Raw genomic sequence first — 23,464 nt, forward strand, 5'->3', positions numbered from 1 at the left:
CGAACTTGCTTGTGAACGGGAGTGCGGCCCCGAGTGTCGCTCGACAACCGACATCTGGGGTAACGGGTCCTGGCTTTCGCCAGGACGACGATGAGGTGAGGCGCAATTCAAGTTATCAAATGGCGCGGTGTCATCACCCGCGCATGGCGCATGCGGGTGATCCAGTATTCCAGAGGCAGTCGTTATTGAATCGATGGGCCGCGGCGTACCGGATCGCCCGGTCGAGCCGGGCGATGACGGTTGTAGTGTGGACGCAGCTTCGCATTCGCGCCGCGACCTTCAGCTACAGGTCCTGCACGCAGTCGAGCACGGCGTTGAACACGGCTCCGGGAACGCGCACCCGCTCATCGCGATCAAGCGCAGCGAGTTCATCGACGTGCGCATCGGGCTCGCGGCTGACGCTTGCCAGTCGGTCGAAAAAGGCGAGATCGAGCTCGCTGTCCTGCATGCGCATGGCGCCCCAAACGTCCCATGGCAGCATCTCACGATTGTTCAGCGCGCCGATGTCGCGGACGAGATTGCCCGCAATGAACCAAAGACCGTGCATGTCGAGGATGCCGAATGCGCTCGGGTCACGGCTCCCGGCGCGGCACAGCGACCAGGCATCGCCGGCGACCAGGAACTGATCGCGCGGCACATCCGCCGCATCGAAGCCGATCCCGAACAGCTCACGCTGCCGATCGTCGATCTGGGAATCGAACAATACCCAGCCTTTCCTGTCTTCGTTCCAGTACTCCGTCACCCAATGGTCGATGTATTTTCCTGCCTCGAAATAGGCGCCAAACCCGCAACGGGCGCGCGCCGGAATGCCCTGCGTGCGCAGCATCGCCACATGAAGCAGCGTGAAGTGCCTGCACACACCGACCTGCCGCTGGTCGACGGCACGTGCCACGGCAAGCGGACGGGCGTCGCGCGCGACGATTTCACCCAGCATGGTCTCGACGGCGCGGACCTGCGATTGCGCTTGCCGGTCGCCGCCGAGCGTCACCCCATAGGCCGGGGCGATGTGCTGATGGATCAAGAGACCCTGCACCGTCGCCGCAAGCGCACTGGGCCCCCGCGGCAGGCCATCGAACAGAGCGGCGTGACGCCCCGGATCGCTCATCGCAACGGGCTTTTCGTATCTGTCGACGTTCATCTGAAGGGGCTCCCGCACGTCTCGCCTCCCGCGCAGCCACCACACACGCCGCTACTCCTTCACCGGCACCCAGATCTCGAGCCCGCCAACACCGGTCGACGCGTCGAACCTCTCGTCGTAGCGCTCGAAGTTCGGCGCGTCGGCGACCTTCATGCCGGATTGCGGCAGCCAGCGATTCCAGATCGTGTTGACGGTGCGGCGGATGGTCGAGATATGATCCTTGTGGGTGAACACCACGTATTTCTGCGCCGGGATCCGCACCCGCGCGAACTCGCGCGGCAGGTCGGAGAAATCGGCGACCTCGACGCCCGCGATGTAGTCGAAATTGCCGGCATCGTCGCCGTTGCAGCAGACGCCGTAGGCGCCATTGCCGATCTGACGCGGAATATGCGCGCATTGCTGGTGGAAGACATGCCACTGGTTCGGAATGCCGGCCGTGCTGTCATTGGCGTGGTTGTAGCGCTCGCCGACACCCGCGACGAGAAAGGCCTTGCCGGTGGCGATGCGCGGCGGATCGAGATGATCGAGGGCGGTCGAGATCATGGTGATCGGCTCCTGGAGCTTGAGCGTCGTCAGGCACGTCGTCGCGCGCACCGTCTCCGGCGTGACGCCGAAATGGTCGCGAAACGCGCGGGTGAATGCTTCGTGGGAGCCGTAGTCCGCATCCAGCGCGAGCGTGAGAATGTCGGGCGCACCGGCCGCAAGCTCGCGCGCGGCCTCGCTGAGGCGGCGCGCTCGCACATAGCGCATCACCGAAAACCCGGTCGCCTCCGCGAACGCCCGCACCAGATGGAAGCGCGAGACCCCGGCGACGACGGCGATGTCATCCAGCGTCAGCGACGTGCGCAGGTGGCTTTCGATGTACCAGAGCGCCTTCTGGGCTGGATTCATGGACGACGGCTTTCCTGCAAGGCTCCGGCATCATGCATGGCTGCGACCTGCGGCGCTTGACAGTCCTTGCTGCGCGCGGCGGACCGTGGTTCCGCTCTGCGAAATTTTAGCCCAAAGCCGTCGCTGGCAACAGCGTTGCAATCGTGCATACTCGCAGTTGCATCGATCCGACGGCTCATCAAGCTGCCCGAAAATCAAGACTGCACGAGCCGCGGCCAGCATGTCAGGGAGGACAAGGATGCACCACCAACGCCTGAGCTATGCCAACTGCGTCGCATCAGCGGCGCTTGCCGGACTTTTGACGATCGCCGTCACCGGCGCAGCCAATGCCCAGAAGAAATACGATCCGGGCGCAACCGACACCGAGATCAAGGTCGGCAACATCATGCCCTATTCGGGCCCGGCATCCGCCTATGCCACGATCGGCAAGACGGAAGCCGCCTATTTCAACAAGCTCAACAGCGAGGGCGGCATCAACGGCCGCAAGATCAATTTCGTCTCCTACGACGACGGCTACAGTCCGCCGAAGATGGTCGAGCAGGCCCGCAAGCTGGTCGAGAGCGACGAGGTGCTCTTGATCTTCAATCCGCTGGGCACGCCGGGCAACACCGCGATCCAGAAATACATGAACGCCAAGCGGGTGCCGCAGCTGTTCGTCTCCACCGGCGCCGCCAAGTGGAACGATCCGAAGAATTTTCCGTGGACCATGGGCTGGCAGCCGAGCTACCAGGTCGAGGCGCGCATCTACGCCAAATACATCCTGCAGAAATATCCCGGCAGGACCATCGGCGTGCTCTACCAGAACGACGATTTCGGCAAGGACTATCTGATCGGCCTGCATGAGGGGCTCGGCGAAGAGGCCAAGAAACTGATCGTCGTCGAATCCTCCTACGAGACCACATCGCCGACGGTGGATTCGCAGATCGTGCAGATCAAGGGCGCCAACCCCGACATCTTCGTCAACATCGCAACGCCGAAATTCGCGGCGCAGGCGATCAAGAAGGCCGCCGAGCTCGACTGGCATCCGGTCCAGTTTCTCACCAACGTCTCGGTCTCGATCGGCGGCGTGATGAAGCCGGCCGGCTATGAGGCGAGCCAGGACATCCTCTCGACCCAGTATCTGAAGGATCCTGCGGATCACGAGTGGAAGAGCGATCCGGCCATGAACGAGTGGCGCGCGTTCATGACCAAGTGGTATCCCGAGGGCGACCAGAACGACGCCTCCACCGTGTTTGGCTACGGCGTCGCCAAGGGGCTGGAGCAGGTGTTGCGGCAGTGCGGCGACAACCTCACCCGCGACAATTTGATGAAGCAGGCGGCCAGCCTCAACTTCGAGATCGGCATCTATCTGCCCGGCACCAAGATCAAGACCGGGCCGGACGACTATGCACCGATCGAGCAGTTGCAGATGATGCGCTTCAAGGGCGAGAGCTGGGAGCGCTTCGGCCCCGTCATGAGCGGCGAGAAGAGCAGCTAGGGCTTTCCTCCACAACTTTGGACTTCATGATGCCCGGCCCTGCGCCGGGCATCCACGCCTTCGACACGATTCACGCGCAAGATTTTTACAAGCAAGACTTGCACAAGCAACCGTGCAACAGCCGGAACCCAGGCGAGCCGAAGCGAAGCCGCACGCAAGCTCGCCGTACCTTGGCTGCCGTACTTGGGCTAGAGTGTCCGGCCTCACGAACTCCAAGGACATCCTGCACCATCCTGCGATCGGAAGGACAACAACAATGAAAATCACCGACGTCCGCGCCCACCATATCCGCATTCCCTATGACGCGGGGCCCGCGAGCTTCCGCCAGGGCGCATCCGCGATCTCGGCGCTCGACATGGTGCTGGTCGAGGTGTCGACCGATGCCGGCCTGACCGGCTGGGGCGATGCCTTCGCCTATGTCTGTCCGAAGACGAGCTGCACGGCGGTAGCCGAGATGATCGCGCCACAGGCCCGTGGCCTCGAGATGCCGGACGCCGCCCAAATTCCCGCCGCGATGGAGCAGATCCAGCGCAATCTGCATCTGTTCGGCCGCTACGGCATCACGATGTTTGCGATCTCGGCGCTCGACATCGCGCTATGGGATCTCGCCGGAAAGGTGAAGGGCGTGCCGCTGCATCAACTGATCGGCGGCGCCAAGCGCAGCACGATCCCGGCCTATGCGAGCCTGATGCGGATCGGCAATCCCGGCCACATCGCCGCCGAATGCAAGAAGGCGATCAAGCTTGGCTATTCCGCAATCAAGCTGCACGAGACCACCGTGCCTGCGGTATCAGCCGCGCGCGAGGCGATCGGCCCCATTGTGCCGCTGATGATCGACATGAACTGCCCGCTGGACGGGCCGGCTGCGATCCAGTTCGCGCGCGACTGCAAGCAGGCCGCGCCGATGTTCCTGGAGGAGCCGGTCTGGCCGCCGGAGGATTTTGCGACGCTCGCGGAAGTACGCAGGGAAGGCCGGCTCGATATCGCCGCCGGCGAGAACGCCTGCACCGTGCATCAATTCCGCCAGATGATGACCGCAGGCGCCGTCAGTCACGCCCAGCCGTCGGTGATCAAGGTCGGCGGCGTCACCGAATTCCTGCGCGTGGCCGTGCTCGCCGACGAGTTCGGCGTCCAGGTGATTCCGCACTCGCCCTATTTCGGGCCGGGCTTCCTCGCAACGCTGCATCTGATGGCGATCCGCGACGCCGGGATGATCGAAGTGTTCTTCATGAAGCGCCCCGCCTGCCTGTGGGGCGACCGCATCGACGTCGACGCCAAGGGCCACGTCGCCGTGCCGCAGGGCCCCGGGCTCGGCTATGAGCCGGATCGCGACGTGATGGAGAAGTATCGGGTGGCGTAGGGAGAACCGTACTTTCTGCCGTCATTGCGAGCGAAGCGAAGCAATCCATCGATCCGCGCACGAGGAGAGATGGATTGCTTCGTCGCTTCGCTCCTCGCAATGACGGCGTGCTACTTCGTCCCGTCCTTCGCAGCAGGCGCGGCATCCTTCGCCGGCGGCGCGTCGGCTTTCTTCTTCAGATCATCAGCCATCTTGGCCTGCGCCGCCTGCAAATCGGTGACGAGCTTCTGCAAGCTCGCGACCGAACTCTTCAGGCTGTCGATCTGCCGGTTGGCGGCGTCGAGCTTCTGCTGATGATCCGTTGTCAGCTTGCTGATCGTCTTCTGCAGGAAATCGACATTGCTCTGCAGACAGCTGGTGCGCCGCTCCATCGTTTTCTCGACGGTGCAGATCTCGATGCCGGGAACGTCCTGCGCATGCGCGGTTCCGACGACGCCGAGCGCAAGCAGCACGAGCAGGACAAGAGCGAAACGAGCGATCATCGGCATCCCCATCAAACGCGTCATTCACAGTTTTGTGCTCGCGACGCTGAAAGCCGGGCAGACATACCACACTGAAACCGTATTCGAGCGGTGTGCTGCATCCATTACGGGGACTACTCGTGGGGACGGGGGCCTTCGGAACTTTGTTTGGTTCGACCCCTTTTGGCTCGACCTTGGGCAGTGGAGACAGATCGCATGGCAACGCGCGAAAAACGGCTGGCGCAATTCGATGGCAACGGCGAACCTTCGCCGGAACAGCGCGTGGAAGTGCTTTGTGAGGATCACAGCGGAACGTATCAGCTGCCGTTCGCCTGCCGCTTCGTCGATGGTCAGTGGCGCAATGACACGACAGGTGGCGCGCTGGAGGCCAACGTCATCGCCTGGCGCAAGCCGCGCGAGAAGCAACCGGGCATGGCCTGAGCCGGTCACGCGCCGTTCTTGCGCATGGTCCTTCCGGGACCATGCATCTGTTTCAAAACGCGACGCGCACGCAGTGCGCTTTAAGATTTGGAACGCGGATGGAACGAACCGCGTCCGAATCACTGATTGAGCAGCGTACTCCGATGTTCACGGCTAGATGTGGTCAGCAGCCCGATACGGCGCACCACATACAGAAGCATGACGATGGGCCGCAGCCAGCGGCCGACGACAAAGGTTAATTCCTCCGCAGACGACATTTGCGATCCCTCTCTGATCCTGCTTGGCGATCATTTCCATGGCGTGGTCGGCGGCACGGTCTCGGTCGCCGGCGGCACATCGACGGTCTTGAAATCGGCGGGGCTGACGATCTCGAGGTATTCCATGTCCTTCGAGTAATCGAACAGGTAGTGCGTGATGCCCGGGCGCTGATGGATGACATCGCCGGCCTCGACCAGCGTCTCCTTGTCTTCGTACATGAAGCGCGCCCAGCCCTTGGTCATGATGACGATCTGGAAGTCGCACAGATGCTTGTGCCAGCCGGTGCCCTCTTCCGGCGGCATGTCGGGATTGGCCTTGACCAGATGGCAGATCACCTGCCCGCTGGTGGCATCGGCAATGCCAAGATCGCGATACAGGAAGAAGTCGCGCAGACCTCCGCCCTTGAACTCGGTGTCACCGGGTTTGACGTGGGAGAATTTGCTGACGACGGCGTGCTGGTTCATTTCAAGCCTCCACGGTTCTCGTGTTCGCGAGATCGCGGCGGGGGCTCAGCGTCCAAATTTTCGGCAGCGTCGCATCGTCGCGGTCACAGCTCGCATCTTGCTATGCGAAATCCTTGCCAGCCCGATTGTGCTGCGGCGATCGGTCTCGCCATGCGCGGCCATTACAGCGGAAGCATTTGGCGCGAGGCGCATATTTGGGTTCGGCGCGCGCTGCGCTCGATCACCGCGCAGCGCCCCATGCCTGCCGCCTATGGCACGTCGATTGAGCAAGTCTTGCCTGGAGCTTGAGCCGCCGACGCAGGCAGGCCGGGCGTGCGGCTTGCCTAATATTCGACCTCGAGCTCCTCGACGTCGGCCGGCTCGGCCTTCGCGGCCTCGATCCATTCCAGCATCTCGGGCATCGCCATGATGGTGCTGGCATAGGCCGCAAGAACAGGATCAAGCTTCACGTCATAGGTCATGAATCGGGTCACGACCGGCGCATACATCGCGTCCGCCATGGTGCGGCGTTCGCCGAACAGGAACGGCCCGCCTGATTTACCGAGGCAATCGGCCCAGATGGTGCAGACCCGGTCGATGTCGGCCTGCGCCCGCGACCAGATCTTGAAGCCGGGAAAATGCCCCTTGAGGTTGACCGGTAGCGACGAGCGCAGCGTGGTGAAGCCGGAATGGATTTCGCCCGAGATCGAGCGGCAATGCGCGCGCTGGATCCGGCCCTCCGGCAACAGCCCGGCATGCGGCATGATCTCGTTGAGATACTCGCCGATCGCCAGCGTATCCCAGACCGTCGCGCCCTCATGGCGCAGGCAGGGGACCAGGATCGAGGACGACAGCAGCAGCAGCTCGGCCCGCGCCGAGGGGTCATCGGGCGCGGTGACCACCTCCTCGAACTCCAGCCCGGCGAATTTCGCCAGCAGCCAGCCGCGCAGCGACCAGGACGAATAGTTCTTGCTGCTGATGGTGAGTGTCGCCTTCGCCATATCAGTCCCTCACGCCTGAACGCGTCGTTATGCTCCAGGGCCCTGCGCACCGGTCCAACCGCCGCGCTCCCGGGAGCCGGTCATTTTCGCAGCAAGCCACGTGCCAATTTGCCGGGCAGGCCGCCCGCCGCTGGCCTCGATATTGCTTGGCAGACCGGGCCAGGGGTGGATGCGTATGATGTCAATGCTGTACCAGGCCTACCAGAACCATATGGACCTCACGGCGCCGTGGCGGACCGGCGCCGCGGCGGCATTGCGCTATCTCAATCTGGTGCCGCGGGGCACCTCCGGCCGGACCTTCGGCCGGCTCGCCGCCGCGCTCGAGCTGATCTCCCGCTCCAGCCTGAGCTATGCCCGTCCCGACTACGCCATCGGCAGCGTGACCGTCGGCAACAGGGACTTAGAGGTCACCGAGGAGGTCGCCTACGCGACGCCGTTCGGTTCGCTCTTGCATTTCAGGAAGGTGGACGGTCCGGAGCAGCCGCGGCTGCTGCTGGTGGCGCCGATGTCCGGTCATTTCGCCACGCTGCTGCGCGGCACCGTGAAGACGCTGCTGCAGGACCACGACGTCTACATCACCGACTGGCACAATCCGCGCGACATCCCGCGCAGCGAGGGCCGCTTCGGGCTCGAGGACTACACTGACCACCTGATCGACTTCTTAAGCCAGCTCGGCCCACGCGCGCATATGGTGGCGATCTGCCAGCCGTCAGTGTCGGCGCTGGCGGCGGCCGCGATCATGTCGGAAGACAATCATCCGGCGCGGCCGGCGTCGCTGACCCTGATGGCCGGGCCGATCGACACACGGATTCAGCCGACCAAGGTGAACCAATTCGCCAAGAGCAAGCCGATCAGATGGTTCGAGGACAATCTGATCAACTACGTGCCGATGCAGTGCAAGGGCGCGTTGCGTCAGGTCTATCCCGGCTTCGTGCAGCTCACCGCGTTCGTGTCGATGAATCTCGAGCGCCACATCAAGCAGCACATCGACCTCGCCGACCATCTCGCCAAGGGCGAGACCGACAAGGCCGAGGTGATCAAGACCTTCTATGACGAATATTTCGCGGTCATGGACCTGCCGGCGGAGTTTTACATCGAGACGGTGCGCGACGTGTTTCAGGAGCATCTGTTGCCGCAGGGCATGCTGATACATCGCGGCCGCCCGGTGAACCCGGCCGCGATCCGGCGCATGGGCCTGATGACCGTGGAAGGCGAGAAGGACGATATCTGCTCGATCGGCCAGACGCTCGCCGCCCAGGACCTCTGCACCGGCGTGCGCACCTATCGCAAGGTGCATCACATGCAAGCCGGCGTCGGCCATTACGGCGTGTTCTCCGGCAAGCGCTGGAACAACGAAATCTATCCGCTGCTGCGCGATTTCGTGCATGTGAATTCGTGAGGGCGTAACGACGCTCCCTCCCCGTCATTGCGAGCGAAGCGAAGCAATCCATCGGCCCGCATACGCGGAGCCATGGATTGCTTCGTCGCTTCGCTCCTCGCAATGACGGCTGAGGCGACTAGCCACGTCTTCTCTCGAGCTATAGTCTCCCGGCCACGACGACCCCGCGTCCGAAGAATCGTCCAGGGAGAAACTCCATGCGCGCACCCACCGCCCTCCGTGCCCTTACGCTCGCCGTCGTCGGCGCCCTCGCCTTCACGTCAGCCGCAACCGCCACCGAGGTCCATGTCATGATCTCGGGCGGGCTGACCGCGGCCTACAAGGCGCTGGTGCCGGAGTTCGAGCGCAAGACCGGGCATAAGGTGGTGACCGCCTTCGGACCGTCGATGGGCACGACCACCAACGCCATTCCGGTGCGGCTGGCGCGCGGCGAGCCCGCCGACGTGCTGATCATGGTCGGCTATGCGCTGGGCGACCTGATCAAGCAGGGCAAGGTCGTGGCCGACAGCCGCGTCGACCTCGTGAAATCGCCGATCGGTATCGCGGTCAAATCAGGCGCACCAAGGCCGGACATCAGCTCCGCCGACACCGTCAAGCAGGCGCTGCTGGCGGCGAAATCGGTCGCCTATTCCGACAGCGCCAGCGGCGTCTATGTCTCGACCGAGATGTTCGGCAAGCTCGGCATCGCCGATCAGATGAAGGACAAGGCGCGGATGATCCCGGCGACCCCGGTCGGCGAGATCGTCGCCAAGGGCGAGGCCGAGATCGGCCTGCAGCAGATCTCCGAACTGAAGCCCGTTGCCGGCATCGACATCGTCGGTCCGCTGCCGGAGCCGTTGCAGAAGATCACGGTGTTCTCCGCGGGGATCGCGTCGGTTTCAAAAGAGCCCGACGCCGGCAAGGCGCTGATCAGCTTCCTCGCCTCATCAGACGCGCGCGACGCACTGGTCAAGAGCGGGCTGGATCCGATTGCGGCCGGCGCGACGCATTAGATGGTCCGGGCCGCACGCGATGGCCCCTCCTCCGTCACCCTGAGGTGCGAGCGGAGCGAGCCTCGAAGGGTCGACGGCCACCAGCGGGGCCGTGCATCCTTCGAGACGCGCGGCGCGCTCCTCAGGATGACGGGGATAGATTGGCGGATTCCCTACCGCCAATGGTGCGCGCCATACGCCAGCAGCAGCACCACGACGAGCGCAAGCAGCAGCGTGGTCGACTTCCAGAACAGCACCGGGTTGCGCTCGATCAGCGGGGTCGATGACGTCGTCAGGTATTTTGCGTTGGGATTGCGCAGGTCGAACAGAAACTCGGAAAAGCTGTCATAGCGCTTGAGCGGATTGACCTGCACGGCGCGCTCCAGCGTGCCGTCGACCCAGTTCGGAATCTCACGGCCGCGATGCGCAGCCGGGCGATAGACCAGCCGGTTGAAGTCGGAGCGGCTGCGGGCCCGCGCGATCTGCGCGCCGTAGGGCAAGCGGCCGGTCAGCATCTGATAGGTGACGACGCCGAGCGAGAACAGGTCGGAGCGCGCCGTGCCGCCCTCACCGAGGAAATACTCCGGCGCGGTGTATTGCTGGGTGCCCAGAATGTCCTCGACGCCCGCCGGCACCGCCTCGGCAACGCCCGAGATCCGCGTCGAGCCGAAATCGATGATCTTCACCGTTCCGGTGGCGTCGATCATGATGTTGTCGGGCCTGACGTCCTGGTGCAGCATCTCCTTGCGATGAAACGCGCGTAGCCCTTTTGCAATTTGCTCGGTGATGTCGCGCACCGTCTCGAGCGACGGCGCGGGATTGTCGATCATCCACTGTGTCAGGGTCTGGCCGTCGATGTATTCCATCGCGACATAGAGGAAGTTGCGCTTGCGTTGCGGCAGCCACGGCTTCAGCACATGCGGGCTGTCGATCCGCCTGGCGACCCACTCCTCCAGCATGAAGCGCTTCAGATAAGCGCCGTCGTCGCGCAGGTCGATCGAGGGGATCTTGATCGTGACCGTGGTGCCGCTCTCCTCGTCGACCGCGAGATAAATATGGCTGCGGTGCGAGGCATGCAGCTCGCGCACGATGCGATAGCCGTCGAACAGCATCCGTGCATCGAGCAGCGGCGGCAACGGCAGCTCAGTGGGCTGGCCGAACACCTCGCTGGCGTCGCCGTCAGGCAATTCGTCGATCCGGACGATCTGCGCGGTGAGATTGTCCGGGCTGCCGTTTTCAAAGGCCTGCTCGACGATCGATTTCGCTGTCGCATCGAGGTCCGCAGCGCCGTCCCTGATCGTCTTCGCCAGCTGCCGCGCCGGGACATGCTCGTAGATGCCGTCGGTCACCAGCAGGAAGGTATCGCCGCGCTCCAGCCGCAAGTTCTGGTAGTCGATCTCGAGCTGCGGGTTCACACCGAGCGCGCGGCCGAGATAGCTCTGCTGCGAGGACAGCACGACGCGGTGGTCGTTGGTCAGTTGCTCGAGGCTGTTGCCGGCGATGCGGTAGATCCTTGAGTCGCCGACATGGAACAGATGCGCGGTGGTCGACCGGATCACCATGGCGCTCAGCGTGCAGACATACCCCTTGTCTTTGTCATGGGGGTTCTGGCTGCGCCGCGTCTGCGCGTGCAGCCAGGAATTGGTCGCCTCCAGCACCCGTTGCGCCGAGGTCTTCACCGACCAGGATTCCGAGGTGCAGTAATAGTCGGTCAGGAAGCTCTTGACCGCGGACTCCGCGGCGATGCGGCTGACGCTGCTCGAGGAGATGCCGTCGGCGAGCACCACGGCGATGCCCTTCAGGCCGAGCAGCGGTTCGCCCGGGATCAGCACGCCGTGGAAATCCTGATTGGTGTCCTTGCGGCCCTGATCAGAGAATTGCCCGACCGATATTTTCAGCGCGCGCGGCATCGTCCGTCCCAAAGCGAATGGGGCCCTCCGTGACAGGAGAGCCCCATAAGCCGGCCAGGATCAAGCCGCGAGGCGCTGGCGCTTCGGCGCCGTCTTCACATGCGTGGTGTAGAGCGTCAGCCCGGTGAAGGCGAGACCGCCGGCGAGGTTGCCGAGCACGGTCGGGATCTCGTTCCAGATCAAATAGTCCATGATCGAGAACTTGGCATGGAGCATCAGTCCCGATGGGAACAGGAACATGTTCACCACCGAATGCTCGAACACCATGTAGAAGAACACCAGGATCGGCATCCACATCGCGATGACCTTGCCGGGCACGGTCGTGGAGATCATGGCGCCGACGACGCCGGTCGAGACCATCCAGTTGCAGAGCATGCCGCGGATGAACAGCGTGGCCATGCCGGCCGCGCCATGCGCCGCGTAGCCCAGCGTTCGCGCCTCACCGACGTTTCCGATGGTCATGCCGACCTTGTCCGGGTCCTGCGTGAAGCCGAAGGTCGTCACGAACGCCATCATGAACGCCACCGTGAGCGCGCCGGCGAAATTGCCGATGAAGACGAGGCCCCAGTTGCGCAGCACGCCGCCGAGCGTGACCCCGGGGCGCTTGTCGAGCAGCGCAAGCGGCGACAGCACGAACACGCCGGTCAAGAGGTCGAAGCCGAGCAGGTAGAGCATGACGAAGCCGACCGGAAACAGCAGCGCGCCGACGAGCGGCTGGCCGGTATTGACGTTGATCGTGACCGCGAACCAGGCCGCCAGCGCGAGGATCGCACCGGCCATGTAGGCGCGGATCACGGTGTCGCGGGTCGACATGAAGATCTTGGATTCACCGGCGTCCACCATCTTGGTGACGAATTCGGACGGTGCGAGATAGGCCATTCGTAAATTCCCCTTGCGCAATTCGGCCGCGCCGGTTGCCTGCCGGAAGCGACGCGGGTTGGTGAAATGCTCGTTCGTCCGGGGGAGTTGGGGATGCAACGATTGCTCGAGGCGCCCGGGCCGGGCGCCTTGATCCCCTCACCTCGGCCAGCACTGGCCTGGGCGATCCGGAGGACGGCAGTCGTCATTGACTGGTGCAAGCAAAAGCAATGGGTGTGCCAACCGGCGATGCGCGAGTTGAGGCCAAAAAGTATTTTCAATACAATGATTTGCTTGGTTGGCACAGGAACAGGCTGGCGCGATGCCGCCGATTTATGCAGCTTGCACAGATGTCGCCCAAGGGGCACGCACCTCTCGATCCCGTCATCCTGAGGGGCGCGTAGCGCGTCTCGAAGGATGCACGGCCCGGCTGGTGGCCGTCGACCCTTCGAGACGCGCGCTAAAGCCTGATGAGATTAGGTTGAGCTGGAACGGCGTCGAAGGTTCACCTCTCCCTTGGGAGAGGTCGATTTGCGCAGCAAATCGGGTGAGGGGTTATGGTCTATCGAGAGGGCAAGAGCCCTCACCCGGATTGCTTCGCAATCCGACCTCTCCCCAACGGGGAGAGGTGAACCGAGACCGCGCCAAACCGATTCAACCAAAACTCATCCCGCCTTAGTGCGCGCTCCTCAGGGTGACGGGGAGAGGTCAGGTAGGGTCGATACGCGTCGCGACTTCACTTCACCTCGGTCCGGACCGGCGAGTCCTTCAGGCCGTTGTTGTCGTAGGCCTTGCGCAGCGTGCCGTTGGCGATCGCATCGGTCATGAATTTCGTCGCGAACGCCGCGGCCAGCGGATGGTCGAGCGGCACCGCGACCGCGGTGACGGTCTGCTTGAAGGTCTCGTCCAGCACGCGGCTGCCCGGAATCTTCCTGGCCATCGCATTGAGCTGATCGCGCGATAATGCGAACGCGTCGATCTCGCCGCTCTTCAACCGATTGAAGATCTCGTCATAGGTCTGATAGCCGGTCACCTTGGCGTGCTTGAGATGCGCGATCGCGCCGCGCATCGTCGTGGTGGCGTTGACGGCTGCGACCTTGACACCGTCCTGATCCAGCGCTGCGAAATTCGCGATCGTCGAGCCCGGCTTAACGATATAAGTCGCGTCGGCGACCTCGTAGATCGGCCCGAACGTCATCTTGGTCTCGCGCTCGGGATCCCTCGGCAGGAAGGTGATGTCCCAGGTATTTTTCGCCGCGGCATCGGTGATCTGGCCGGAATTCTGATACACGACATATTCGACGGGAACGCCGAGCTGCGCCGCCATCTCGCGGCCGAGATCGACGGGAACGCCGGCATAGCCGTTCTCGGTGTTGGTCGACCAGAACGCGCCGCCCGCCGGGCTGATCGCAATCGCGACCCGAAGCTTTCCGGTCGGCGCGATCTGATCCTTCAAGGCATCGGCATTGGCGGATGCGGCCATCACAATCACTCCCACAACGAGGCCAGCCAGACGCAGCAGTCGCGACAACATCGGACCTCCTCCCACGCCGGGTCTTGCTCACACCAAGTCTTGCTCACACCAAGTCTTGCTCCCGGCGGCGCGCAACAAATCGCACGAGGCCGCCTTGCGCAAGCCGTGCTTCGCGCAAGGGAGCCATCCGTCTCGGCCTATTTGACGCGGATGGTGATTTTTTCGGAGACGACCAGCGGATTGAACGGATAGTGCTTGGCGTCGCCCAGCACCAGCTGCAAGGTATGCTTGCCGGGCGCCAGATCGAGCTGCGTCTCGGTCTGGCCAGCGCCGAAGTGCAGATGAGACTTGTCTGACGGAATCGGCTCGTTCGGATTCAACGGCTCGTCCACGTCGACCAGAAGATGGTGGTGGCCGCTGTTCGGATAGTCGTCGCCGGCATGGGTGACGCCCATGTTGCGCAGTCCAAAGCGGCATGAGAACGGGCCCTTGAGCGTCGCTCCGTTGTGCGGCCAGATGAAATACAGCTTGGTGTCTTTCCCTGCCGGCTTGTTTTGCGCGCTGGCCGGACCAGCGAGCAATGCCAGAGCCGCGGCGATCATGATCAAGGATGCACGTCTCATAGCCCCTCCATGAAACCCGGCGATTGCAGATGATCGCTTAAGGAGACAGCGCAACCCGGAAACCGTGGGTCGGGTAGCGAACGTTGGTGTCGTAATTGTCGCGATTGGCGGGACGGACATAGCGCGCGTCATTCTTCCAGGAGCCGGATCGAATGACGTGAGAGGCGCAGTCGCCTCCGGTCCAGACGGCGCCGTCGTCCGGCGCGCCCTGATAATTCCTGTGCCAGCAATCCTCGACCCACTGATCGACGCCGCCACCCATATCGTAGAGACCGAACGGATTAGGCTTGAAGCTGCCGACCTTCACCGGTTGTTCGGCTGTACTGTCGCTGCCGCAATCCTTGCAGCCGGCATGGCCCGGCTGCATCTGATCGCCCCACCAGTATTTCGATTGCGATCCGCCACGCGCCGCGTACTCCCATTCGGCTTCGCTCGGAAGCCGGTAGGGCTTCTTGCTGCGCTCGGCGAGCCAGGTGACATACTGCTTCGCATCGCTCCAGCTCACATTGGTAACCGGAACGTCGTCCTTGCCGCTGGCCGTGAAGCTACAGGCCTTGGCCGCCGCGCAGGCATTCCACTCCCGCACGGTGACCGGGTATTTGCCCATGGCGAACGGCCTGACCGTCACCTTGCGGATCGGTCGCTCCGACGGGTCGTCATTGCTTCCCATCGAGAAGCTGCCGCCCTTGAGCGACACCATCTCGGGGTCCGGCACGTCCGGGGCCGGGCTCGCGGCAGGTGCGGGTTGCGGCGACGCCTGCTGCGTCGGTGCCGCCGGGACCGGACTTGAACTCTGGCTTGGCGCCGGCGCCTGGACGGCAGGCGATGCTGCAGGCGACGGAGGCGCCTGTGCCAATTCGGCCAGCTTGCTGCGCGGTTGCGCGAGCAGGTACCACAACACGCCTCCCGCGATGATCGCGACCGCCAATCCGAGCAGCGTGAGCAGGACGGACTCGCGGCGCCGGCGTGTCCTTTGGTAGGCGGCGGCATCCGGCAGCACGCGGTAGACCCGGATCGGATCGGTGATGTTCTTCACCTTCTTGTCGCCGAGCGATTCGTAGCCGCAGACCATCTTGTGCTTGATCTGCTCGTAGATGCCGCCTGAGATGAAGACATCACCCGGCGCCGCAATCCCTTCCAGGCGCGAGGCCACGTTGACGCCGTCGCCATAGACATCGTCGGGCTCGATGATGACGTCGCCGAGGTTGACGCCGATCCGGTACTCGATCCAGTGATCCCTGGCGATCGCCGCGTTGCGGCCGATCATGTTCTGCTGGATCACGATGCTGCACCGGACCGCCTCGACCGGGCTGTCGAACATCGCGATAAAGCCGTCGCCGGTGGTCTTGACCAGCTTGCCATGGTGCTCGGCAATGGTGGGCTCGATGAGATCACGCTCGATCCGCTTGACGCGCGTATGCGTGCCCTCTTCATCGAGTTGCATGAGCCGGCTGTACCCGGCGATATCGCCGACAACGATCGCCGCGAGCCGCCGCGGCATTGCATCGCGGGGTGGCTGAGGCCGGCCTGACTTGAAGTCGCGAATTTCGCCCATGGCGCTCCGGCTGCTCCACAAATAGGCTCACGGCGCAACCGGCGCCTTCGTCCCCGAGGCCCAGCTAAACCTACCACACCTGCAGGTCGGAACAAAGTTCGTGGAGCGTGACCAAGTCACGGATGCCGCCAGTGCCCGAGCAGCACACCCGCCCGTCGCCGGGCGCTTATCGTCTTCGCGGCAAACGGCGCAAACCGCCCGGTATCAGCCCGCCTGCGTGGCGGGTGTCCGGATCTCGCGCGGCAGGATGATCGCGGCCGCGACGGCCAGCAGGCACAGCGCTGCGAACGCGCGCAGCATCATCGAGAAGCCGCCCTGGTCGTACAGCCAGGCCACCAGGCCGACGGAAGCGCCCGCCGCGGTGAAGCCGACGAAATAGCGCACCGCATAGGCGCGCGAGCGCCATTCCTCTGTCGTGTACTTGCCGACCATGGCGTCGTTCACCGTCACCTGGCCGAACGCGCCCATCACGATGCCGATCGAGACCACGATCAGCGGCAGGTTGGACAGGCTTGCCGCCAGATAGAGGAACGGCGCCAGCAGGAACGACAGCGGCAGCGCCACGGTCTTCAGGGAATATTTGTCGAGCAGCTTGCCGATCGTGTACTGCGTCATCGCGCCGAACACATAGACCCCGGCCGCGATCACGCCGAGCAGCGCCGGGCTCTTGGTCAGATCGGCGAGCCGCTCGGCGAACAGTTTTGGCAGCGCCACCGTCACCGCATTGAACGTGGTCGAGATCGCGATCACCACGATCAGCAGCGACAGCACCACGCGCCACATGTCTTCCTTGGCGACGCGCACTTGCGCCGCGGCCTGCTTGGAGCCCTTGCGGTCTTCATGCACCACCGTCATCGCGAACGCGATCCCGATCAGTACGGTGACCGTGCCGGGCACGATGAAGGCCCAGCGCCAGCCGAGATACTGGCCGATCACGCCGGTGACCAGCGCCGACGAGGCAACCCCGAGATTGCCCCAGACGCCGTTGATCCCCATCTGGGCGCCGAGCTTCTCGGCATAGGACACGATCATCGCGGTGCCGACCGGATGGTAGATCGAGGCGAAGATGCCGATCGAAAGCAGCGCGGCGCCGAGTTGCAGCGGCGTCTGCACGAAGCCGACCGAGATCATCGATAGCCCGATGCCGACGAAGAAGATCACCATCATGTGGCGGCGGCTCCAGCGATCGCCGAGCCAGCCCGTGATCAGCGAGCCGGCGCCGAAGGCGATGAAGCCGGGGGTCGCATAGGGCAAGAGTTCCGAATAGGCCATGCCGAGCGCCGGACCCATGATGATGACGGCGGCGGCAAAGATCAGCATCGCATAGTGATCGATGAAATGGCCGGCGTTGACGAAGCTGATCACCCGGCTCGGACTATTGCTTGGAGCATTCATGGACACGTCTTTCACGCGATTCTTCAATTGGCTCGAAATAGGTTATAGGTGCTTGTCCTGACGGGATGTCGCCAATGACTATCGCTGAACCGCCAATCAGAGCCCTCCACAAGGACCGGCGCGTTACCGGCGACGGCGTGCACATGGTCGCGCGCAGCTACCAGAAGGGAATCCGGCTCGACCCCCACATGCACCGCGAGGCGCAGCTGGTCTATGCCGCCAGCGGCACCATGCAGGTGACGACGCCGAAGGGCCGCTGGCTGGTGCCGCCGGACCGCGCGGTGTGGGTCCCTGCCCTGCTGCCGCATGCGATCGACGTGCTCGCCGACATCGAGATGCGTACGCTGTATTTCGACCAGGCCTGGCTTGCGCGCGAGAAGCGCAGCGACAGCCTCGGCCACGAATTCGTGGTGCGGGTGTCGCCGCTGGTGCACCAGGCGATCCTTGCGCTGTTCGACGCGCCATGCGGACGCGAGCGCACCGAGCTGCTGATCAGGCTGGTGATGCTGGAGCTGCATCAGGCCGAGGATTCCGCGACCTTCATCCCGCTGCCGCAGGAGCCGCGCTGCCGCCGCGCCGCCGACATCGTGCTGGCCGATCCGACCAGGGACCACGAGATCGATGCGCTGGCGCGCACGGTCGGCACCTCGGCGCGGACGCTGTCGCGGCTGTTCGCGGCGGAGACGCAACTCTCCTTCAAGAGCTGGTGCCAGCGCGCCCGCATCGCGGCCGCGATCGAGCGCCTGTCGACCGGCGCCAACGTCTCGGTCAAGCAGGTCGCCTCCGACCTCGGCTATGCCAGCGTGCCGGCATTTTCCCACGCGTTCCGCCAGGTTACCGGCAAGACACCGACCTCATTCGCGGAGAAAACGTGAACGGGGTTTGTCACCGGGCGCAGCCAAGACGAACTATGAGACGAATTATACCGCTGTCGCGCTGCGACATATTTCCGTACGATCAGTGCGCTTGATTGCATTCCTGCCGACCTTAAATCCCGTGTAAGGTCCGGCTTCACTGGATACGACCTGCTGGATACGACCTGTAAATGGCCAACGCCTTCTTCTCCGACCTGCTCTCCACGATCTCCGAACGCGGCCGCGTCCTGCTCGGCCGCGCCAGCCCGGCCAACGACAAGCAGGATGCGTCCGAGCTGCTGGAATTGTGCGAGGCGCTGCTGTCCGGCCGGGGCGAGGCCTCCGGCACCGCGATGGCGCGCGAAGTGCTCGACCGCTACCACCACCTCGACACCGCCGGCCGCCTCTCGTTCTTCCAGACGCTGGCCCGCGATTTCGGTCCCGATCACGCCAAGCTGGCGCAGGCGATCGAGAGCTGGCGCGCCAAGGCCAATGGCGACGACGCCAGCGACCTGCATTTCGCCTCCGAGCCGCGCCGCCAGGAACTGATCCGCCGCCTCAATCGCGCGCCGGGCGGCACCGGCGAGCTGGTGTCGATCCGCTCGGATCTGCTTTCACTGATGAAGGGCAACAAGGACCTCGCCGCGCTCGATCGCGACGTGGTGCATCTGCTCTCGTCCTGGTTCAACAGGGGATTCCTCGTGCTGCGCAGGATAGACTGGTCGTCGCCGGCCAATATTCTGGAGAAGATCATCCGCTATGAGGCGGTGCATGAGATCCGCGACTGGGACGACCTGCGCCGCCGCATCGATCCGATCGATCGCCGCTGCTACGCATTCTTCCACCCGGCGCTGGCCGACGAGCCCTTGATCTTCGTCGAAGTCGCACTCACCGAAGCCATACCGGGCGCGATCGCGCCACTGCTGGCGGAAGAGCGCGAGCCGGTACCGGTCGAGAAGGCCCGCACCGCGGTGTTCTATTCGATCTCCAACACCCAGCGCGGGCTCGGCGGCATCTCCTTCGGCAGCTTCCTGATCAAGCAGGTGGTCGAGGAACTGCGCCGCGAATTGCCCAAGCTCGACAACTTCGTGACGCTGTCGCCGGTGCCGGGCTTCATGCAGTGGGTCAAGCAGGCCGATGACGTGCCGCTGACCGACGAGGACCGCCAGCTCCTGGAGAGCCTCGGCAAGCCCGACTGGCCCGAGAACGCCGAGCTCGCCACGCAGCTGCGCGCCGTGCTGGAGCCGCTCGCGGCCTACTACTTCCTGAAGGCGCGCACGCCGAAGGGCCGGCTGATCGATTCGGTCGCGCGCTTCCATCTCGGCAATGGCGCACGGCTGGAGCGGATCAACTGGCTCGGCGACCTCTCGCCCAAGGGCCTGCGCGAATCCGCCGGCGTGATGGTCAACTACCTCTACCGCCTCGACGACATCGAGAAGAACCACGAGGCCTACGCCAACAATGGCGATGTGATCGCCTCGAGCGCGGTCAAGAAGCTCTTGAAGGGCGAAGGCCGCCGCCTGCTGGACATGCGGCTGTCGTAAGCTGCAAGCGCTCCTTCCACGTCGTTGCGAGCCAACGGGTCGCGCGTACGCGCGCCCGATGACAGGCTCCGCGAAGCAATCCATGGTCGCGCACCGGAAGCATGGATTGCTTCGTCGCTTCGCTCCTCGCAATGACGAGCTCTTAGAGCTTCGCCGTCACCATCAGCCGCACTGTGTGCCCGCGTCCTCACGCCGTTGCGGATCGCGGCCGCAGCGCCGCCGGCACGTGCGCATCGATCCAGCCGGCGATCGCACGCTCGTTGCGATGGTAGAGCAGGCCCGCGGCGATCACCGCAATTCCGATCAGCGACAGCGAGAACGGAAACCACAGCGAGTCCTTGAACACGACGTCGGCGAGATGTCCGAGATAGAGGCAGATGCCGAACGCACCGAACACCGCATAGGCACGCCGCATCAGGATCACGGCGATCACGACGAGGCCGACATTGAGCAGGCAGTAGATCGCTTTGCCCAGTTCGGTTGAACTTGAGGACGCGGTGATTCCGCCCCAGAACGCCATCAGGCCGAACAGATGCAGCCAGAACGCAAAGTCGCCATTGCTGCTGCGATAGTCCACGATCCAGGCCACAGCGAGGACGGCCAATCCGAACCAGACCGACACCCGGCGCTGCGTCTCGAAGTCGGCATGCGCCGTGCCGCTGAACCACGGCGCCAGATCCATCGACATGAACCACAGCGCGAACGCGATGATCGCGACGATGAAGGCGAAGCGGAAGTAGCGCAGCGCGACGACGCCGGCGGCAACGGTCGCGAGTTCCATGAAGATCCAGCTGCCCTTCACCCAGACGTAGAAGTCCTGCACGGTTCCGGGCTTGCCGAACTTGCCCCACCAGCCGAGTTCGTCCTGGATGCCATAGACCGCAAGCGGCGCCATCGAGACCGCGATCGCGATCAACAAGCCGCCGGGAACCCGCAAATTCCTGCCGTACCAGAGATGGTGACCGGCCACGCCGAAAGCGGTGGCATAGGCGATTGCGCAGGCGGTGAGCGCCCGGCCACCCATTTGGGTGAATGCCAGGGTCGAGAACAGGCCCATGGCGCCGATCACGATCAGTGCGCCGGCGTACCAGAGCACGTGGGCGGCATCGAACCTGGCCGCCGGGCTGGCGTCGCCCTGCCCTTCATGGCTGGCCAGGAAGGCGAGCAGCCGGTCCAGATCAGCAGGGCTGATCACCCCGGCATCGGCAGCTTCCCGGAGACTCTTCGCTGAATATGGCATGCGGCGATCCTCATGACCGGTTCTGGCGCCGTCCCGGAACCCGAACAAGGCGCCTCTCCTGCATGAGTATATCTGAACGTGAGCAACGTTCAATATTTTATTGAGCGACGCTCAAACATTTTGTGGGCGGACTCAGGCCTGGCTGGCAGATGGGCACCGGCTAATCAGCCAGCGCCTTCATCTCCTTGTAGAGATCCGACTTGCCCTCGAAGCCGATGCCGGGGAGGTCGGGCATCACGATGTGGCCGTTCTCAACGCGGACGCCGTCCGGGAACCCGCCATAGGGCTGGAACAGGTCGGGGTAGCTTTCATTGCCGCCGAGCCCGAGGCCCGCCGCGATGTTGAGCGACATCTGGTGGCCGCCATGCGGGATGCAGCGGCTGGGCGACCAGCCATGGGTCTTCAGCACCTCGAGCGTGCGCTGATACTCGCAGAGCCCGTAGGACAGCGCGCAATCGAATTGCAGCCAGTCGCGGTCCGGCCGCATGCCGCCGTAGCGGATCAGATTGCGCGCATCCTGGTGGCTGAACAGGTTCTCGCCGGTTGCCATCGCTCCGGGATAGAACTCGGCCAAAGCGGCTTGCAGCGAATAATCGAGCGGATCGCCGGCCTCCTCGTACCAGAACAGCGGATACTCCCGCAGCATCTTGGCGTAGGCGATCGCGGTCTCCAGATCGAAACGGCCGTTGGCGTCGACCGCGAGCTGCGCCGTGCTACCGATTTCCTTCAACACCGCCTCGATGCGCTCGCGATCCTCGGCAAGCGGCGCGCCGCCGATCTTCATCTTCACGACGTTGTAGCCGCGGTCGAGATAGCCGCGCATCTCCTTGCGCAACGCACTGAGATCCTTGCCCGGATAGTAATAGCCGCCTGCGGCGTAGACGAAGACGCGCGGATTGGCGGTGAGACCGTGGCGCTCGGCAAGCAGCCGGAACAGCGGCTTGCCCGCGATCTTCGCCACCGCATCCCACACCGCCATGTCGATGGTGCCGACCGCGACCGAGCGCTCGCCATGGCCACCCGGCTTCTCGTTCGACATCAGCGTCGACCAGACCTTGTCCGGATCGAGATTGTCGCCGGTGGCATCGAGCAGCGCTTTCGGATCGGCTTCCAGAAGGCGCGGCGCAAAGCGCTCGCGGATCAGACCGCCCTGCCCGTAGCGACCATTGGAATTGAAGCCGTAGCCGACCACTCGTTTGCCGTCGCGCACCACATCGGTGACCACGGCAACCAGGCTCGAGGTCATCTTGGTGAAGTCGATATAGGCGTTGCGGATCGGCGAGGAGATCGGTTTCGTCACCTCGCGGACGTCGACGATGCGGACGGACATGTGGGAGCGCTTTCGCAGTTTGTTACGCACGTCATTCCGGGGCGATGCGAAGCATCGAACCCGGAATCTCGAGATTCCGGGTTCACGCTTCGCGTGCCCCGGAATGACGGTGACTACTTCTTGTCCCGGAAATACGGCTCGACCGGCCCGTGCACCTTGATGGTCAGCGGATTGCCGTAACGGTCCTTGGCATTGCCGGCGGTGACCCGCACCCAGCCTTCGCTGATGCAGTACTCCTCGACATTGGTTTTCTCGGCGCCCTTGAAGCGGATGCCGACGTCGCGCGCCAGAATCTCCGCGTTGTAGTACGGGCTGTTCGGATCGACCGAGAGGCGGTCGGGGAATTGGTCGTTGGTGTCGTCGCTCATAGCAGCGCCTCGATTTCCTTCTTCAATCCTTCGGGCCGGGCGGTCGGCGCATGCCGCGCCACGACCTTGCCGGCACGATCGACCAGGAACTTGGTGAAGTTCCATTTGATCGCCGGCCCGAGCAGGCCGGACTTCTCACGTTTCAGGTGTTCGTACAATGGATGCGCAGCGCTGCCATTGACGTCGATCTTGGCGAACATCGGAAACGTCACGGCGTAGTTGGTCTCGCAGAACGTGGCGATCTGCGCCGCCGTCCCCGGCTCCTGCGCGCCGAACTGGTTGCAGGGGAAGCCGAGCACGGCAAAGCCGCGCGGCGAGAGCCCGGCGTGCAGCTCCTGCAGACCCTTGTATTGCGGCGTGAACCCGCAGGCGCTCGCCGTGTTCACGATCAGCAGCACCTGCCCCTCGAACTGCCGCAGCGGCATGTCCTCGCCGGCGAGCGACTTGGCGGTGAAATCGTAGACCGTCGCCAT

22 protein-coding genes are annotated in these 23,464 nt (G+C 63.9%); 7 read left to right on the plus strand and 15 right to left on the minus strand.

What is annotated here, in order from left to right; translation table 11 throughout:
- Positions 1-283: 283 nt before the first annotated feature.
- Positions 284-1,183 (minus strand): transglutaminase-like domain-containing protein, encoded by a 900-nt coding sequence (locus QDT69_RS36565; protein WP_279711312.1) that lies wholly within the window; start codon positions 1,181-1,183, stop codon positions 284-286.
- Positions 1,184-1,189: 6 nt separating this feature from the next.
- Positions 1,190-2,029 (minus strand): AraC family transcriptional regulator, encoded by an 840-nt coding sequence (locus QDT69_RS36570; protein ID WP_279711313.1) that lies wholly within the window; start codon positions 2,027-2,029, stop codon positions 1,190-1,192.
- Positions 2,030-2,267: 238 nt separating this feature from the next.
- On the opposite strand from QDT69_RS36570, the gene QDT69_RS36575 reads away from it, so the two are divergent.
- Both QDT69_RS36575 and QDT69_RS36580 read left to right on the plus strand, forming a co-directional pair.
- The gene (locus QDT69_RS36575) at positions 2,268-3,506 is read left to right on the plus strand and encodes an ABC transporter substrate-binding protein (RefSeq protein ID WP_279711314.1); all 1,239 of its coding nucleotides are present in this window, start codon (positions 2,268-2,270) and stop codon (positions 3,504-3,506) included.
- A 256-nt stretch (positions 3,507-3,762) separates the two neighbouring features.
- A complete protein-coding gene (locus tag QDT69_RS36580) occupies positions 3,763-4,866 on the plus strand; it encodes a mandelate racemase/muconate lactonizing enzyme family protein (RefSeq protein ID WP_279711315.1) in 1,104 nt (367 codons plus the stop codon).
- A 110-nt stretch (positions 4,867-4,976) separates the two neighbouring features.
- Here the strand turns inward: QDT69_RS36580 and QDT69_RS36585 are convergent, their stop codons facing one another.
- The gene (locus tag QDT69_RS36585) at positions 4,977-5,348 is read right to left on the minus strand and encodes a hypothetical protein (RefSeq protein ID WP_279711316.1); all 372 of its coding nucleotides are present in this window, start codon (positions 5,346-5,348) and stop codon (positions 4,977-4,979) included.
- Positions 5,349-5,543: 195 nt separating this feature from the next.
- Here QDT69_RS36585 and QDT69_RS36590 point away from each other — a divergent pair, with 195 nt between their 5' ends.
- Positions 5,544-5,768: a hypothetical protein gene (locus QDT69_RS36590; RefSeq protein ID WP_050629985.1), complete on the plus strand. Its 225-nt coding sequence runs from the start codon at positions 5,544-5,546 to the stop codon at positions 5,766-5,768.
- 287 nt (positions 5,769-6,055) lie between these two features.
- Here QDT69_RS36590 and QDT69_RS36595 read toward each other — a convergent pair whose 3' ends face one another.
- The gene (locus tag QDT69_RS36595) at positions 6,056-6,490 is read right to left on the minus strand and encodes a cupin domain-containing protein (protein WP_279711317.1); all 435 of its coding nucleotides are present in this window, start codon (positions 6,488-6,490) and stop codon (positions 6,056-6,058) included.
- Positions 6,491-6,813: 323 nt separating this feature from the next.
- On the minus strand, positions 6,814-7,470 hold the full coding sequence (locus tag QDT69_RS36600) for a glutathione S-transferase (RefSeq protein WP_279711318.1): 657 nt from the start codon (positions 7,468-7,470) through the stop codon (positions 6,814-6,816).
- Between the two features lie 175 nt (positions 7,471-7,645).
- On the opposite strand from QDT69_RS36600, the gene phaZ reads away from it, so the two are divergent.
- Together phaZ and QDT69_RS36610 are read left to right on the plus strand one after the other, a co-directional pair.
- Positions 7,646-8,869 (plus strand): polyhydroxyalkanoate depolymerase, encoded by a 1,224-nt coding sequence (phaZ, locus tag QDT69_RS36605; protein ID WP_279711319.1) that lies wholly within the window; start codon positions 7,646-7,648, stop codon positions 8,867-8,869.
- Between the two features lie 197 nt (positions 8,870-9,066).
- The gene (locus QDT69_RS36610; RefSeq protein WP_279711320.1) at positions 9,067-9,861 is read left to right on the plus strand and encodes a substrate-binding domain-containing protein; all 795 of its coding nucleotides are present in this window, start codon (positions 9,067-9,069) and stop codon (positions 9,859-9,861) included.
- A gap of 152 nt (positions 9,862-10,013) precedes the next feature.
- On the opposite strand, the gene QDT69_RS36615 is transcribed toward QDT69_RS36610, so the two are convergent.
- From QDT69_RS36615 to QDT69_RS36640, 6 genes are all read right to left on the minus strand, one after another.
- The gene (locus QDT69_RS36615) at positions 10,014-11,750 is read right to left on the minus strand and encodes a bifunctional protein-serine/threonine kinase/phosphatase (RefSeq protein ID WP_279711321.1); all 1,737 of its coding nucleotides are present in this window, start codon (positions 11,748-11,750) and stop codon (positions 10,014-10,016) included.
- 60 nt (positions 11,751-11,810) lie between these two features.
- A complete protein-coding gene (locus QDT69_RS36620) occupies positions 11,811-12,629 on the minus strand; it encodes a formate/nitrite transporter family protein (RefSeq protein ID WP_279711322.1) in 819 nt (272 codons plus the stop codon).
- Positions 12,630-13,344: 715 nt separating this feature from the next.
- On the minus strand, positions 13,345-14,091 hold the full coding sequence (locus QDT69_RS36625) for a transporter substrate-binding domain-containing protein (RefSeq protein ID WP_279711341.1): 747 nt from the start codon (positions 14,089-14,091) through the stop codon (positions 13,345-13,347).
- A gap of 188 nt (positions 14,092-14,279) precedes the next feature.
- Complete coding sequence (locus QDT69_RS36630) at positions 14,280-14,705, minus strand: DUF4399 domain-containing protein (RefSeq protein WP_279711323.1); 426 nt, start codon at positions 14,703-14,705, stop codon at positions 14,280-14,282.
- Positions 14,706-14,742: 37 nt separating this feature from the next.
- Positions 14,743-16,260: an SUMF1/EgtB/PvdO family nonheme iron enzyme gene (locus tag QDT69_RS36635; RefSeq protein ID WP_279711324.1), complete on the minus strand. Its 1,518-nt coding sequence runs from the start codon at positions 16,258-16,260 to the stop codon at positions 14,743-14,745.
- A gap of 204 nt (positions 16,261-16,464) precedes the next feature.
- On the minus strand, positions 16,465-17,655 hold the full coding sequence (locus tag QDT69_RS36640; protein WP_279711325.1) for an MFS transporter: 1,191 nt from the start codon (positions 17,653-17,655) through the stop codon (positions 16,465-16,467).
- A gap of 74 nt (positions 17,656-17,729) precedes the next feature.
- On the opposite strand from QDT69_RS36640, the gene QDT69_RS36645 reads away from it, so the two are divergent.
- Both QDT69_RS36645 and QDT69_RS36650 read left to right on the plus strand, forming a co-directional pair.
- Entirely contained in the window at positions 17,730-18,530 is an 801-nt protein-coding gene (locus QDT69_RS36645; protein WP_279711326.1) for a helix-turn-helix transcriptional regulator, read from the plus strand.
- A gap of 170 nt (positions 18,531-18,700) precedes the next feature.
- Entirely contained in the window at positions 18,701-20,053 is a 1,353-nt protein-coding gene (locus QDT69_RS36650) for a malonyl-CoA decarboxylase (RefSeq protein ID WP_279711327.1), read from the plus strand.
- Between the two features lie 187 nt (positions 20,054-20,240).
- On the opposite strand, the gene QDT69_RS36655 is transcribed toward QDT69_RS36650, so the two are convergent.
- From QDT69_RS36655 to QDT69_RS36670, 4 genes are all read right to left on the minus strand, one after another.
- The gene (locus tag QDT69_RS36655) at positions 20,241-21,293 is read right to left on the minus strand and encodes a hypothetical protein (RefSeq protein WP_279711328.1); all 1,053 of its coding nucleotides are present in this window, start codon (positions 21,291-21,293) and stop codon (positions 20,241-20,243) included.
- A 160-nt stretch (positions 21,294-21,453) separates the two neighbouring features.
- Complete coding sequence (locus tag QDT69_RS36660) at positions 21,454-22,623, minus strand: mandelate racemase/muconate lactonizing enzyme family protein (RefSeq protein ID WP_279711329.1); 1,170 nt, start codon at positions 22,621-22,623, stop codon at positions 21,454-21,456.
- A gap of 113 nt (positions 22,624-22,736) precedes the next feature.
- Complete coding sequence (locus QDT69_RS36665; protein ID WP_279711330.1) at positions 22,737-22,991, minus strand: DUF3297 family protein; 255 nt, start codon at positions 22,989-22,991, stop codon at positions 22,737-22,739.
- Positions 22,988-23,464 (minus strand): glutathione peroxidase, encoded by a 477-nt coding sequence (locus tag QDT69_RS36670; RefSeq protein WP_279711331.1) that lies wholly within the window; start codon positions 23,462-23,464, stop codon positions 22,988-22,990. The genes QDT69_RS36665 and QDT69_RS36670 overlap by 4 nt, the downstream gene beginning before the upstream one ends.

It is taken from the genome of Bradyrhizobium sp. CER78 (assembly GCF_029846235.1).
GTDB lineage: Bacteria > Pseudomonadota > Alphaproteobacteria > Rhizobiales > Xanthobacteraceae > Bradyrhizobium.

What these genes read in the sequence shown, in the direction of transcription:
- QDT69_RS36570 (WP_279711313.1), bottom strand. Translation starts at nt 2,029, where the DNA reads ATGAATCCAGCCCAGAAGGCGCTCTGGTACATCGAAAGCCACCTGCGC.
- QDT69_RS36575 (WP_279711314.1), top strand. Translation starts at nt 2,268, where the DNA reads ATGCACCACCAACGCCTGAGCTATGCCAACTGCGTCGCATCAGCGGCG.
- QDT69_RS36580 (WP_279711315.1), top strand. Translation starts at nt 3,763, where the DNA reads ATGAAAATCACCGACGTCCGCGCCCACCATATCCGCATTCCCTATGAC.
- QDT69_RS36585 (WP_279711316.1), bottom strand. Translation starts at nt 5,348, where the DNA reads ATGATCGCTCGTTTCGCTCTTGTCCTGCTCGTGCTGCTTGCGCTCGGC.
- QDT69_RS36590 (WP_050629985.1), top strand. Translation starts at nt 5,544, where the DNA reads ATGGCAACGCGCGAAAAACGGCTGGCGCAATTCGATGGCAACGGCGAA.
- QDT69_RS36595 (WP_279711317.1), bottom strand. Translation starts at nt 6,490, where the DNA reads ATGAACCAGCACGCCGTCGTCAGCAAATTCTCCCACGTCAAACCCGGT.
- QDT69_RS36600 (WP_279711318.1), bottom strand. Translation starts at nt 7,470, where the DNA reads ATGGCGAAGGCGACACTCACCATCAGCAGCAAGAACTATTCGTCCTGG.
- phaZ (WP_279711319.1), top strand. Translation starts at nt 7,646, where the DNA reads ATGATGTCAATGCTGTACCAGGCCTACCAGAACCATATGGACCTCACG.
- QDT69_RS36610 (WP_279711320.1), top strand. Translation starts at nt 9,067, where the DNA reads ATGCGCGCACCCACCGCCCTCCGTGCCCTTACGCTCGCCGTCGTCGGC.
- QDT69_RS36615 (WP_279711321.1), bottom strand. Translation starts at nt 11,750, where the DNA reads ATGCCGCGCGCGCTGAAAATATCGGTCGGGCAATTCTCTGATCAGGGC.
- QDT69_RS36620 (WP_279711322.1), bottom strand. Translation starts at nt 12,629, where the DNA reads ATGGCCTATCTCGCACCGTCCGAATTCGTCACCAAGATGGTGGACGCC.
- QDT69_RS36625 (WP_279711341.1), bottom strand. Translation starts at nt 14,091, where the DNA reads ATGGCCGCATCCGCCAATGCCGATGCCTTGAAGGATCAGATCGCGCCG.
- QDT69_RS36630 (WP_279711323.1), bottom strand. Translation starts at nt 14,705, where the DNA reads ATGAGACGTGCATCCTTGATCATGATCGCCGCGGCTCTGGCATTGCTC.
- QDT69_RS36635 (WP_279711324.1), bottom strand. Translation starts at nt 16,260, where the DNA reads ATGGGCGAAATTCGCGACTTCAAGTCAGGCCGGCCTCAGCCACCCCGC.
- QDT69_RS36640 (WP_279711325.1), bottom strand. Translation starts at nt 17,655, where the DNA reads ATGAATGCTCCAAGCAATAGTCCGAGCCGGGTGATCAGCTTCGTCAAC.
- QDT69_RS36645 (WP_279711326.1), top strand. Translation starts at nt 17,730, where the DNA reads ATGACTATCGCTGAACCGCCAATCAGAGCCCTCCACAAGGACCGGCGC.
- QDT69_RS36650 (WP_279711327.1), top strand. Translation starts at nt 18,701, where the DNA reads ATGGCCAACGCCTTCTTCTCCGACCTGCTCTCCACGATCTCCGAACGC.
- QDT69_RS36655 (WP_279711328.1), bottom strand. Translation starts at nt 21,293, where the DNA reads ATGCCATATTCAGCGAAGAGTCTCCGGGAAGCTGCCGATGCCGGGGTG.
- QDT69_RS36660 (WP_279711329.1), bottom strand. Translation starts at nt 22,623, where the DNA reads ATGTCCGTCCGCATCGTCGACGTCCGCGAGGTGACGAAACCGATCTCC.
- QDT69_RS36665 (WP_279711330.1), bottom strand. Translation starts at nt 22,991, where the DNA reads ATGAGCGACGACACCAACGACCAATTCCCCGACCGCCTCTCGGTCGAT.
- QDT69_RS36670 (WP_279711331.1), bottom strand. Translation starts at nt 23,464, where the DNA reads ATGGCGACGGTCTACGATTTCACCGCCAAGTCGCTCGCCGGCGAGGAC.